The organism is Marispirochaeta aestuarii, from assembly GCF_002087085.1.
In the GTDB taxonomy this organism is placed as follows: Bacteria; Spirochaetota; Spirochaetia; order JC444; family Marispirochaetaceae; genus Marispirochaeta; species Marispirochaeta aestuarii.
Map to the genome: position 1 here is coordinate 48223 of NZ_MWQY01000014.1, position 12525 is coordinate 60747.

The 12525-nt window shown below is 49.8% G+C and carries 11 protein-coding genes; all 11 read right to left on the minus strand.

Annotation, left to right across the window (positions count from 1 at the left end):
* Positions 1-10: 10 nt before the first annotated feature.
* Positions 11-2095, minus strand: a complete 2085-nt coding sequence (locus tag B4O97_RS13120) for a transporter substrate-binding domain-containing protein (RefSeq protein WP_158084292.1) — start codon at positions 2093-2095, stop codon at positions 11-13.
* Positions 2096-2121: 26 nt separating this feature from the next.
* The gene (locus B4O97_RS13125) at positions 2122-3987 is read right to left on the minus strand and encodes an ATP-binding protein (protein ID WP_083051477.1); all 1866 of its coding nucleotides are present in this window, start codon (positions 3985-3987) and stop codon (positions 2122-2124) included.
* Positions 3984-4658, minus strand: a complete 675-nt coding sequence (locus B4O97_RS13130) for a DnaJ domain-containing protein (protein ID WP_158084293.1) — start codon at positions 4656-4658, stop codon at positions 3984-3986. Before B4O97_RS13130 ends, B4O97_RS13125 begins: the two co-directional genes overlap by 4 nt.
* Positions 4648-5979, minus strand: a complete 1332-nt coding sequence (locus B4O97_RS13135; RefSeq protein ID WP_158084294.1) for an Hsp70 family protein — start codon at positions 5977-5979, stop codon at positions 4648-4650. Before B4O97_RS13135 ends, B4O97_RS13130 begins: the two co-directional genes overlap by 11 nt.
* Before the next feature lie 134 nt (positions 5980-6113).
* Positions 6114-6680 carry a hypothetical protein gene (locus B4O97_RS13140; protein WP_083051480.1) on the minus strand — a complete coding sequence of 189 codons (567 nt, stop codon included), beginning with the start codon at positions 6678-6680 and terminating at the stop codon, positions 6114-6116.
* 2 nt (positions 6681-6682) lie between these two features.
* A complete protein-coding gene (locus B4O97_RS13145) occupies positions 6683-6967 on the minus strand; it encodes a hypothetical protein (RefSeq protein ID WP_143305705.1) in 285 nt (94 codons plus the stop codon).
* Between the two features lie 41 nt (positions 6968-7008).
* Entirely contained in the window at positions 7009-8952 is a 1944-nt protein-coding gene (locus B4O97_RS13150) for a FapA family protein (protein WP_083051483.1), read from the minus strand.
* A gap of 2 nt (positions 8953-8954) precedes the next feature.
* Positions 8955-9743 (minus strand): RNA polymerase sigma factor WhiG, encoded by a 789-nt coding sequence (whiG, locus tag B4O97_RS13155; protein WP_083051485.1) that lies wholly within the window; start codon positions 9741-9743, stop codon positions 8955-8957.
* A gap of 3 nt (positions 9744-9746) precedes the next feature.
* A complete protein-coding gene (locus B4O97_RS13160) occupies positions 9747-10370 on the minus strand; it encodes a midas domain-containing protein (RefSeq protein WP_143305707.1) in 624 nt (207 codons plus the stop codon).
* Positions 10371-10439: 69 nt separating this feature from the next.
* On the minus strand, positions 10440-11300 hold the full coding sequence (locus B4O97_RS13165) for a MinD/ParA family protein (RefSeq protein ID WP_083051488.1): 861 nt from the start codon (positions 11298-11300) through the stop codon (positions 10440-10442).
* A complete protein-coding gene (gene flhF, locus B4O97_RS13170) occupies positions 11297-12508 on the minus strand; it encodes a flagellar biosynthesis protein FlhF (RefSeq protein ID WP_083051490.1) in 1212 nt (403 codons plus the stop codon). Before flhF ends, B4O97_RS13165 begins: the two co-directional genes overlap by 4 nt.
* Positions 12509-12525: the final 17 nt, after the last annotated feature.

Sequence of the window (12525 nt, forward strand, 5' to 3'; positions counted from 1 at the left end):
TTCTTGTTAATTAAACGGTATGCTTATCTGACGTCCAGGCATACCGTTTTTTTATTGCCTCCAGGATCTGGTACTCCCGGAAGGGTTTGACGATAACCGCATTGCCTCCTGCATTCATAAACTCCTGTGCCTCGTCGCTTCCGGAATGAGCTGTCAGGGCGATAACAGGCACCCGGGAAAAATCTTCCCGGGCTTTAAGAATGCGGGTGGCTTCCTTACCATCCATGACTGGAAGCCCGATATCCATAAAAATAAGGTCGGGTTTATCCTCTATGGCCCTGTCTACCGCTTCCTGTCCGTTTGAGGCCTCCAGTACCGTATACCCGGCACTTTCCAGAACTCTTCGAAGGTACAGCATGTTTATACTCTCATCTTCAACAATCAGGATCCTCTCTACAGAATCATTTCCGTCGGCGTTCACGGATACTTCGCTCTCTCCGCTTGTTTCCGGTCCATCCGGTTTATCACTTTTCCCCGGAGGGATGCTTAGCGTAAAGGTTGATCCTTTTCCTTCGACGGATTCAACATTCAGACGCCCTTTCATGAGTCCCACAAGGGATTTGACAATAGCCAATCCCAGACCTGCACCCTGGTGCGTTTTTGTATAGGGATTCTCGAGCTGTCGAAAGGAGTCGAAAATGCTGGACAGTTTCTCCTCCGGAATGCCCAGGCCCTCATCTGCGACTGAAATTACAAGCTCCGAATCCACATGAGCCCTTACAGTAACGGTTCCTCCCTCGGAGTATTTAACAGCATTGGATACAAGGTTAATTATCACCTGTCCAATTCGCGTCCGGTCTCCGGGAAAAAGGATTGCAGGATCCGGAAGTTCGGAGATTATTTTTATACCCTTTTCTCCTGCCGGTTTCTCCACCATCCTGATACAGTTTTCAATCACCTCCCTGGGACTGAAATTCTCTATCAGCAGGCGCAGACGGGAATTCTCCAGACGAGCTGTATCCAGAAGATCATCAATAAGCTTCAGCAGATATTCAGCTGAATAATCAGCCATATCGACGTACTCGGACTGTACTTCCGAGAGTTCGGTATTTCTCAGGAGAGCTGTCATACCCAGAAAACCATTCACCGGTGTACGCAGTTCATGGCTTATATTTGCAAGAAAAAGGGTCTTTGCCCTGACAGCCTTTTCGAGGTTCTCCTGGATCTCTCTGCTCCGGACCAGTTCCCGGTTCAGGGCAGCGGTTTTCTGTGAAACCTGTCGACGGAGTGTAAGAGTCCAGGATAATCCGATGAGAAAGAGGGCTCCCACACTTATGAGTACAAGGCGGGCTATTCTCGATCCCAGCAGTCGTCTCTCCTCGATCAGCCCGAACCACTTTTCATAAATCCTGTCATATTCACCATTGATTTTTATCAGGTTAAGTCCCTCGTTCAATATGGCGAGCAGCTTTGTATCGCCCTTTCGAACGGCAATGCAGTATGATCCGGTCAAAACCGATTCAGGAATAACCTTAAGGGATGTAATATCGTAGCGGTCAAGGATGATTCCCCCTTGAGTAAGGGATGCCAGGGCACAGTCGCCCTCTCCCTCAGCAAGACCGCGGATTACTTCTGTGACGGAATCCTTTACAACAAGGGATTTTTCATAGCCCTTCTCCAGCAGATAATCATGAGCCAGGTCTCCCCGCTGTACCAGTATTCTGGAGTCCCTTGCATCCTCCATAACCCTGATATCTGAATTCCGGGGAACAAAGAGATTATAGGAAGCTATGAAATGGGGTATGGTGAAATCTGCTTTCCTGGCCCTTTCGGGGGTCCTGAACATTCCCATAAGAACATGAATCTCTCCTTCCTCAAGTTCCTCCCGGACCTCATGCCATGGGCCAAGATCGATAATCATCTCCAGCCCCAGGACTTCCTGTATGGCCTTCATGATATCCACATTGAAGCCTGATGGTTCGCCGTCTCCGTCAAGGAATTCAAAAGGCGGATATTGCCAGTCTCCTTTTACAACGAGGGTGGTGGTACCCGCCTCCTGAATAGAGACGGTTTGAACTCTGGAAGGTGTTTCATAAATAGCGTATTCTTCAGCACATCCGGATAATATGATTAAAAAAGTAGTAAAAATCAGCAATATCCGGAGCTTACTCCCTGAAGTGTTCATTCGTTCTGCATAACCGGGTTCTTAAGATTCAACAGGTCATCACTGGAAAGAAAACTGATACCTGTTTTCAGACCACCAATCGAAAGCTGCGACAGGGGTTCTCCCCCCTCAGCTTCCGAGAGTACGAACAGATCGGCTGGAAATGACTCAATGAAAAGCAGCTTATCAACCAGAAGATAGTAATCCTCCCGGCTGTTTCTGATCTTTATCAGGGTATCCTCGGAAACAAAATTGTCGCTCCAGAAAAGATACCCCTCACAGGTATAGACCGGACAGCCCCGATACCGGACCCGTCCATCCCCGTCGTCCCGGAACCCTGTTTTCTCCGGTTTCTCATGCTCGAGAAAGACTGTACCGTCCACAGCAATTGTGTGCCGCTTGTACCGGGCAAAATAGATCTTTCTCACGGATGCTTCCACCGGAATGCTGATACAGAACCGGGCTCCCTGATTCTCCCTGTTCTCAAGGCTGACGGTGGCGCCGGGTATACGTCCAATCTCCTCGGCAACGATATCGAGGCCTATACCTCTTCCCGCTTCCAGGGAAATAATCTCACTGGTGGAAAACCCCGGGGAGGTAATTATTCTGAACAGTGAAGCAGAGGAATCCAGACCGTGCTCCAGAGCCTTGTTCCGGATGGCTTTTTCATCCATTCCTCTGCCGTCATCCTGAATATCGATACGGATCTCCTTGTCGCTCCGCTGGTACCGGACGGTGACCTCTCCCCGGGGGGATTTTCCCTCTTTCAGACGTGCGGCAGGCACTTCGATACCGTGACTTACGGCATTTCGCAGAAGCTGAACCAGGGGTCCCCTCAACCTGGGGACAAAGCAGCTCTCAAGCAGCTGTTCCCCGCCCTGCAGCAGACAACGGGCGTCTTTTCCCTGCTCCGCCGCGCTGTGATGAACTATTTCAGGCAAATCGTGAAAGATCGTTTCGAAAGGAACAAAACGGGTTGCCTGAAGGGCCTGACCGATACCGTCAAAGACCTCCGTAAGGCCGGAAGAGCCGCCTTTTATCGATTGGTCAGTCAGCTGTGTATGTATTTTCCCTTTGAGGTAATTAAACCAGATAGAGATAAGTTCATGGCGATTAATAATCAGCTGAGAATCGTCTTTGCCGGCTTTATCCCTGCTTTTCCGCGCCGGGGTATCCGGCAGATACTGGTCCCAGTTCAGCCTGGTAAGGAAAACCCTTTTTACCTGGTCTACCTTGACCGCGTTAAAAAGATCCTTCTCGGGCCGGTGGGTGGTAAAAAAATATTCAGGGCTTATGTTTTCTTCCTCAAAGCCCTGGGACAGGTCCGGAAAGCTCCGTATAACATTGACAATCTGTTCCAGGTTATTCAGTATCAATACGGCTTTTGGATACAGCATCTCCGTCGGATCCTCAAATTCACAGATCATCCGGTAGAGGTACTCGCCCCTGTCCCGGGCCTCCCTGAGAAGCACGAGCTGGAACTCATTCAGGACTTCGAATCCCGCAAGCTTTTCTTCAGCCCTTCCCGCCGGGCTTGAGCCGGATTCATGAAGCGACGAAGGGGTATCACCGGAAGCGATACCTTCCCGGGAAACTGTATCTTCGATCCGCGAAACGGATTCGAAGAGTCGATTGAGATGTCCCTCGTACTGCGGTTCCTCTTTCAATTCCTGGAGTACCGATTCTGCTACATGCGTAAGATCCGCGATACTCTTTTTGCCCAAATGGGCCGCTTCCGATTTTATGCTGTGCATGAGACGGAAGGCATTGTCTATGTCATCCCCCGTTGCGGTCCTGGACTCCAGCCTGGACAGAAGGGGATTCAGCCTCGCTAGATAATCCCGGGTGTCCCGTATAAACATCTTCTGATAATAGGCTGTCACCTGGCACTCCTCTTCTGCTGCATGGAATTAAAAAGGCGTAATGATTTTCTGCGGATAACAGAACTGGTATCCTGCATACCTTTGATGATGATCTCCCTGAAAGCGGAATAGTTATCTATCGCCATAAGGGTTTCCAGAATAGAGCTCTTTACTGCAATATCACCACGACGAAAAAGCGAAAAGAGATCCTGAGTTGCATAATCAATCTTGAGCTTCCCTATGGCGCGAACAGAAGATATCACGACCTGGGGATCCTTATCCTGGAGCGCCTTCCGCAGATAGACGTAACTGCTTTTCTGTCCACTGTTTCCAAGACGCAGGGCTGCAAAGGATCGCTGGTAGGGAGTTTTTCCATTCAGCAGGGTATTCCCCAGGCTGTGAAGACTCTCATTTTTACCCCAGTTTCTTTCCGGTTGTGTCTTTTTTACCCCCTGACTTTTACGAAAGCCTGAGGCTTCCGGACGTGGAGGAAAATCGAGAATTCTCCTGGCAGACTTGAAACTGGAGATTGATCGATAGGCCTCCACTACCCTGGAAAAAGCAAGGTTGTCCGGCCGCTGGCCGGTATCCGGATGCAGCTCCATAACCATTCGCCGGTAGGCCCTTTTAATCTCCGAGTCAGGTGCCGATTCAGGGACACCCAGGATTCTAAAACACTCCCTAGCCAGCACAATCAGCCTCCCTGCCCGCATCCAGGGACTTGATCTCCTTCAGAATACTCCATAAAGCAATCGAACATTCCCGCCTGAGCCCTGGATCAGCTGATTTTTTTTGCCTGCGGGCAAGCTCCAGTATAGCATTGATATCCTCGGAAAACTCAGGATCGATAAAGAATCTTCGTCCCCGGTATTCCCGTTCAACCCGGGAAATAAGAATATCCATATCCTTGATGCCGGAACCACACTTATCCCCGACCGCTTCCTTTATCATGATCTTCATGGTTTCAGAGATCCTTCCTGAAGGACTCTGCACGGTAACAGTCAGCATGCCGCTGGAGTGAAGAACGAACTGTATTTCGATTTTCGGTCGGCCCTGGAGAGCGGGAGGAATTTGGGGAAGCATAATCCGGCTGAGAGAAACAGTCCGGGACGGGTCTTCTGTGCTTCTCTGAATAACATGGATTTCTGCCCGTCGCTGATTATCCGCAAGGGTGGTAAAAATCCTTTTCTCCAGGGCCGGGAGAGGTCTGTCCTTTTGCATCATCCAGAACGGTCTGCCCCAGTCGATCTCCAGTCCGAAATCCGACGGAGATATCCCGACAGTTCCCTGCACCGGAGCCGTTCTCCTCTGAAACAGAAGCAGGGCACCCCTGGCTGCCGTATCCGCAGGACAAATTCTTACAGGTACCGATTCACGGAAGATCCTGCTGACACAGCTTTGAATGCACGGAATATGAGATCCGCCTCCCGCAAGAAGGACGGTATCGATCTCTGATGTCCGGTGTCCCGATGACCGTAACAGCTGCCGCACAAGATCTTCTATGCGGCCGATCCTGCTTCCAAGTATTTTCTCATAGTCCCGGCGATCAAGGCTCACCTGTACACCCTGCACGGAGGAGGTATATTCCGATGAAGAGCTCAGTGCGATCTTGAAGGCGTCGGAAACATTCTGTAATTTTCCGATTATGTTTCCCGTCTTCTTTTTAAGAAGTCCGCACATGTCCCGGGTAAAGCTGCCTCCCCCTGTGGAGCTATCGCTTAAACATCGATTCAGGCTGATATCATTGCCTTTAATCTCTACAAGGGATGCTTTGAAACTGCTCTCTCCGAAATCGAGAACCAGTACCGTACCGGTTGTACCATGCAACATGGCGGCCGCCGTTGCTTCTGCCTGGGGGATCAAACGTATCCGATGGAAACCGGCTTTTTTTGCGGCATCAGTAATCTCCCGGGATTGAATATCTCCGATACCTGCCGGAACAGCCACAACAGCGGTATCCGCATAGCCTGCAGTCTGCGCTTCGACGAGGGACTTAATCTGTTTGAAGCGCATTTCCGTACTGCAGCCGGGCGCTGCCGGATGACTGGAGGATCCGTACCTGTCAAGAAACGTTTTTATTTTTTTGCCGTCAATTATCGTAACCGATGTATTCGCTGTACCAAAATCTATGCCTACTACCATACCTTTTATCTATCGGTTTTTTCCGACAGCGAGATTATCAGTTCTACCTCCCCAAGAGGCCGTCCAACCTTGCCTGCTATTATTTTGGCGTCTATTCCCTTTCTTTTCAGCTCGAGTATTTCTTCTTTTATACCGGCCCCGCCGGTATTTTCACGGGAAGTATCGGTTTTTGTTTGCACAGCGTCTTTCCCCTCATTCCCGGTGGAAGATGAAGGTTCCGCGGATTTCTTGACCGGTTCCTCGATGACCTCGATGCTGAGGGGTTTATGCCGTGCCAGATGCAGATAATCTGTCCGGGAGCTGTCATCCCGTTTCTGGATCTCCCCCTGAAGAATTCGGATTCTCTTGTCGGCCTTTGACACTTCGTCCTTCAGACGGCGGATACTCTCTTCGATAAGCCGGATATTCCGGTCTGTTGTACCGTTCATTTCGACCAGAAGCGAGTCCAGTTCTGATTCAATTTCCATCAACAGCTTTTTAGGCCTCACCGTCCTCTTATGTACTATCCGGAAAACCAGGATAAAAAGGATCCATGCAAGACCGTTTACGAGCAGGATTATTCCAAGAGTCATATTTATCCGCTTATGTCTATTTTCTTGCCCAGGTCAGGGTCGCTGTAGTAGTTGCGGGATTCGTCCTTCGTTTCATTTTTTTCCTCTTTGCCTTTTTTACGCTTTCTCCCTCCCCGGGATTCCTCGTCATCATCGTGAATCTTCTCGGGACCGTCGGAAAGAGGATTGGTCTGGTTGACACTTGAATCCTTCTGCTCGGTTTCACGGACCAGTTCACTGCCCGCTATAACCTGCTGCAGGTGCAGGCCCTGCTTCTGCTGGGCCTGATCCCTTCCTACCTGATTCATATGCATAAATAGTGTCTGCAGATCGATTGGTTTAATGGACATCAGTGGTTTTTGGAAAAGTCCTCCTCAAGGGCTTCGTACTTCGTAACCTTTACCTCATTCAACTCGTTGATAAAGGTGACGTTTTTAAACTCATTCCGAATCTTAAGGCTCGCATCTTTGATAACCACTTTAACGCCGGGATATACCTTCCCTGAAGCGGAAACCTTTCCGTTTACCTTGAGAGATGCGAGATACTCCTGGATTTTTTTTATCTCTTCCTTTTTTTCATCCCGTTTTACTTCAATCTTTCGCTGCTGTCCCTGAAGTTCCTCAAGATACTGCTCCTTTTCTTCAGGCAGCGCCTTTTTCATTTTCTTGATATTCTCCAGGGTGTGGATATTCAGCTCGATCTCTTCCAGCTGATCATCAAAGGTCTTTATCTCTTTTTCCAGTCGCTGAATACTCTCGATACTCTTCGGATCGTAACCAACCTCGACGACAGTCTCCGCACCGGCCACTGAACCGATGTTCTTCGCATGGACCTCTTCACTGGCCCGCAGATGACCGCCTACGATGGTCGCCCGTTTTCCCTGGCAGATAATACGCTGATTAGCATCCACGGAACTGTTAATGATTCCGTCGCTGACAACGACGTTTTCACCGGATTCAACGTTGGAGTTTTCTATGAACTTTGCCCACACCGTGCGGCCGGCCCGGACAGTGCCGCCGCCCCGGCCGTTGACACCCTGATGGATGATGATATCCCCTTCAGCGTCCAGTTCGCATTTTCCGACGTTTCCGACAACCTCAATATTACCCGCGGCTTTAACTTTAAAACCGTCTTCCACACCGCCTTTTACATAGACGGTCCCCAGGAATACCACGTTACCGCCGGTTTTCAGATTGACGCTTCCGTTGACAACGTGAATCGGTTCCACATTCAGCTTGTCGTTCACGATGACAACCTGGCCGTTTATGGCCGCCACGGCGGTCATACCGTCTTCAGAAAGATTGACGTTCTTGCCTATTCCAAGGTTGACATCTTTTCCGTTTTTGGCCGGCAGCAGTTTTCCGGTTACGCTTCGTCCGTTTTTGCCTTCGCCGGCGGGTACCTTCCGGGCAAGAACCTGACCTTCGACTACATTCTGAACAATATTCTGTTCCTTGAAATCGACTTTACCGTTCTTCTCTTTCAGCTGGATCTTGTTGGAATCCCGTTCAAAATTATACAGGATTCGAGCGTCTTCTCCATCCTGAGGTTTCGTACCCTCCGCCACCAGTATCGACTCGTTGTATACGGGACGATCGATAAATGCATTAATAGTCTCATCCCTGAGACCATGGATGATGCCGTTGTTTTTGAGAAAATTTTCTATTACTTCATAGCTGAGATCTGAACCGCCCTCTCCCGGAGGCCGTACAACTATATAGGCCTTCATCTCGAAATCGGTGATATCCACTGTCATGATAGGATCATTAGCCGGATTGTATGCGTATTCGCCAACCGGGATGTAATCTCCCGAGGCCTGCTTTACCACCTGGGCTATCATGTTTTTATCGAAATGGCTGACCCCTCGGCGATCAAGAGCATCAAGGGCCTGTCGTTCAGTCGCCTTTTTCCCCCCGCCCACTGGAGGGCTGACCTTTAATAATATACCCTCAGGAGATAAACGGACAAAAACATCCCCGTTTCGAGTCTCCTCTTTTCCGTCGTCATCTCCGGCAAAACCGAGATCGATGTCAAGGGCCTCTTCCTCTGGCAGCTGTTCTTCTGCTTTTTTATAGGCGATAAGGATGCAATCCTTCCTGCCGATACCGAAGGTCCCCCGGCTGCCGGGTTCGAGGAGTTCATATTCTATGTCTTTAAGCGGAATGCCCAGTTCAATGGAAGCCTGAGTCAGTGCATCTTCGATACTGGGACCGCTCACATTGACGGATCTGCGGGTCTTATCCTCTTCCGCCTGGCTTCGCATGTACTCCCGGATACGGGACAATCCGACCATTACTACATAATCCCCTTCTTGATATTCGTAAGCTTGGCCCTCAGGCGCATGATCGCCTTGGTATGCAACTGGGAAATTCGCGATTCAGTCACCTCCAGGACCTTTCCTATCTCCTTCAGAGTGAGATCTTCATAATAGTAGAGTACAAGAACCTTTTTTTCTTTTTCCGGCAATTCATTTATCGCTTCGATAATTACCTTTTTAATCTCTTCTTTTTCTACAATAATGTCCGGATTCAGACTCTGGGGTGACTCAATACTGTCGACAATCGATATTTTGTCGTTTTCCTCCCCGGAATACCAGACATCATTCAGGGACATTATGGAAGTACCGCTGATCTTGACCATCGCCCGGTGATACTCGTCAATATCCATACCCATTTCCGCGGCTATCTCCTGATCGGAAGCACTTCGTCCCAGGGAGGCTTCGAGACGCTGAACGGTATCCTCTATCTCCCGTGCTTTCTGACGCACCGACCGCGGAACCCAGTCGATGGACCTGAGCTCATCGAAGATTGCCCCCCTGATGCGGGTTACCGCATAGGTTTTGAATTTCACGTGCTTTTCAGGGTCAAACTTGTTTATCGCATCAATCAGTCCAAAAACTCCGAAACCCACCAGGTCATCGAACTCAACGTTATGCGGCATTCCCATGGCGACCTTTCCGGCAACGTATTTAACCAGAGGCGCATACTGCTTTACAAAAGCATCGCGTATTTTTGGATCCCGGTTTTTCTTGTAAAGGGCCCAGAGTTCTTCTTCAGTTTTTCCCTGCAATGCGGTCTCTGCCATATCTTATCCTTCCTGGTCCCGTTTCATCATCGTTTTCACAGCCCTGGCTACATCTCCCGGATTCTGGGTCTCCCCAAGTATATCCACCTCAGACTCCCTTCCTCCGGACGAAGGTTCCTCGTCGGATTCGGAACCCCAGCCGGAATCGAAGGAATCGCTGAAGGCGTCCAGACTGGGAAGACCATCTAGCTCTTCAACCGAATCTACCGCTTCCTCGCCTTCGTCATCGGAAACAGAACCATCAGGTTCCGATGAAGTGGAAGCCTGAATTTCCTCAACAAAACCGTCACCTTCGGAAAAGAGATCACCAGCTCCGGAGGCAGTATCGAATTTTCTCCCGGTCTCATCATCCTCGAGGGTAATATCAACGCTTCCACCCGGGCTTTTCTCAGGCTCATCCTCAGTGCCTGCATCCTGGTCCACCGATTTTTTATTCTCAGGGATAAGCTCCGGAAACAATGTTCTTCCCAGGAGAGCTACCCCCATTCCCAGGCCGGCAAAAACAAGCCCGGACAGGAAGGCCCTGACAATAATACTCAGAAAGCCAACCCCGCTTATAAGTCCGATTAAAAACGATGCAATAAACGCGAAACCGGCAGGGCCGGCCGCAAACAGCCAGGACACCACTTTATGCACACCTACCCTTATTACAGATTATGGGAAATGACTCCGGCAGTCAAGGTTTCCTTTTTTCGCCTAGTCTTTGCCCAGAAGCTTCCGGATAAAATTTCCAATACCGCTCCCCTCACGGTACTCAACCTTCTCAAGACGTCCGACAATATGCTTGACGCAGATAGCGGCTTTGCTGTTTGGGTCCACCACCATAAAAGGTTTCTGCTTCAATACGGAAGAACTGACCACCGGGTCGTCATATACATACCCGAGATAATCAACCTTCAGATTCAGAAACTGACCTGCTATGCTGATTACCCGCTCAGAAACCTTTTTGCCCTCAGTAACCGACTTGACCCGGTTGACAATCAACTTGAGTCCCAGGTTCATGTTGTCTATTTCCGTAGCGATTATCTTGATAATACCATAGGCATCGGTGATGGCGGTGGGCTCGGGAGTTGTTACGATAAGGGCCTCATCCGCGGCGGCAATAAAATCCAGTACATTGTGAGACACTCCGGCGCTCGTATCTATGACGATTACATCCGCCTCCGAGAGCCCCGAAAGTTCTTCAATAAAGTGCTCCCGTTCCTCATCAGAAAGATTGGCGATCTTGGAAAATCCGGAAGCCCCCGCGATTATCTGAATACCATAGTTGGTATCCAGAAGGATTTCCTGCAGGTTCTTCTGCTTTCGAATCAAATGGTAGAGATTATATTTCGGGATAATTCCCAGTACCACATTGACATTCGCCAGTCCGAGGTCGGCATCCATTACGATGACCTTTTTCCCCAGCCGGGCATAGGCAAGGGCAATATTTATGGACAGATTCGTTTTGCCGACCCCACCCTTTCCGCTCGCCACGGCGATTATCCGGGTTTTCTGATTCCCGGCACCGTTTTTCGAACGCATGATTTCCCGCAGCTGTTCCGCTTGATCCGTCATTCCCATACTCCGTTCTTGACATATTCAGCCCCCGACGGGGTACCACTTGCCCGTCCTTCCCTGGGACGTAAACTCATTTTAGCAGATTTAAAACCATCGAGATTCATCAACAGCCGGGGTACGGATGCTTCATGTATGTCCTGAGGTACAGATTGTCCGTCGGTAAGAAAAGCAACCGGTTTGTTGTGCTCGGTGATGACACTGATAACATTTCCAATGCGCTGGGTCTCATCAAGCTTTGTCAGAATTATAGCCTGGTACCCGAAGGGTTCAAAGGTTTTGAAAAGATCCTTTATGTCAGAAATCTTGGTGGTGGAACTCAAGGTAAGAAAGACTTCGGCATCGTGACCACAGGCATCCAGCATCTCCCGCATCTCGGCGAGTTTCATATAGTCCCTGGGACTCTTTCCTATGGTATCGATAAGTATCAGGTCCGCTCCCTCGTACAGGGCCAGGGTCTTCTTCAGGTCCTGAAAACTCTCGACACCGCTTACCGGAATATTCATGATGCTCCCGTAGGTGTCGATCTGCTGTTTGGCACCTATACGGTAATTGTCGATGGTTATCATGCGGACATCCACAGGCTTCCCGCCCTTGTGTCCCAGTCCATAGATGGCGGCGAGTTTCGCGATTGTCGTCGTTTTTCCCACCCCGGTGGGACCAACCAGAATCATAATTTTCGGAGTTACCCTGGGCTCGTATATTTTGATCTTCTCACCGATCCACTGAAACACCGAGGACTCCACAATATCCTGACGGTCCAGATCTTCCAGGGACATCTCACGACGCAATCGGTTACTCATTTCACGGATAAACCCGGCGCTGAACTCATTTTCCTCGAGGAGCTGTTCCATCGCCACAATCGAGGGATGAAGCTCCTCCTGTTTCTGGGGTTCATGGGTATCCAGACGTTCCTGTATGGCGTTAACTGCTTTGAGAACCTGCTGCAGGGTTCCGTCGCTGCTTCCCTTGACGCTTTCCAGAATCTTTTTTCGTTCCTCTTCCGGATCAAGCATCTTCCTCGGCGGCTTGGGTGCTTCCTTTGCAATATATCCCGTTACCTCTATGCCCTCCCGGGCGAACATTCCCAGGAAACCGCCCACACGTACACTTCGCTGGGTAAGCACACGGGCTCTTTCGCCATAACGGTCCCGTATTTTTTGCAGTACTTCACGGTGCGAAGCCGCCCGCTCAGTAAAATACTCCATGCCTGCTCCTTATATTC

What these genes read in the sequence shown, in the direction of transcription:
- B4O97_RS13135 (WP_158084294.1), bottom strand. Translation starts at nt 5,979, where the DNA reads ATGCGCTTCAAACAGATTAAGTCCCTCGTCGAAGCGCAGACTGCAGGC.
- B4O97_RS13140 (WP_083051480.1), bottom strand. Translation starts at nt 6,680, where the DNA reads ATGACTCTTGGAATAATCCTGCTCGTAAACGGTCTTGCATGGATCCTT.
- B4O97_RS13145 (WP_143305705.1), bottom strand. Translation starts at nt 6,967, where the DNA reads ATGAATCAGGTAGGAAGGGATCAGGCCCAGCAGAAGCAGGGCCTGCAC.
- B4O97_RS13150 (WP_083051483.1), bottom strand. Translation starts at nt 8,952, where the DNA reads ATGGTCGGATTGTCCCGTATCCGGGAGTACATGCGAAGCCAGGCGGAA.
- whiG (WP_083051485.1), bottom strand. Translation starts at nt 9,743, where the DNA reads ATGGCAGAGACCGCATTGCAGGGAAAAACTGAAGAAGAACTCTGGGCC.
- B4O97_RS13165 (WP_083051488.1), bottom strand. Translation starts at nt 11,300, where the DNA reads ATGACGGATCAAGCGGAACAGCTGCGGGAAATCATGCGTTCGAAAAAC.
- flhF (WP_083051490.1), bottom strand. Translation starts at nt 12,508, where the DNA reads ATGGAGTATTTTACTGAGCGGGCGGCTTCGCACCGTGAAGTACTGCAA.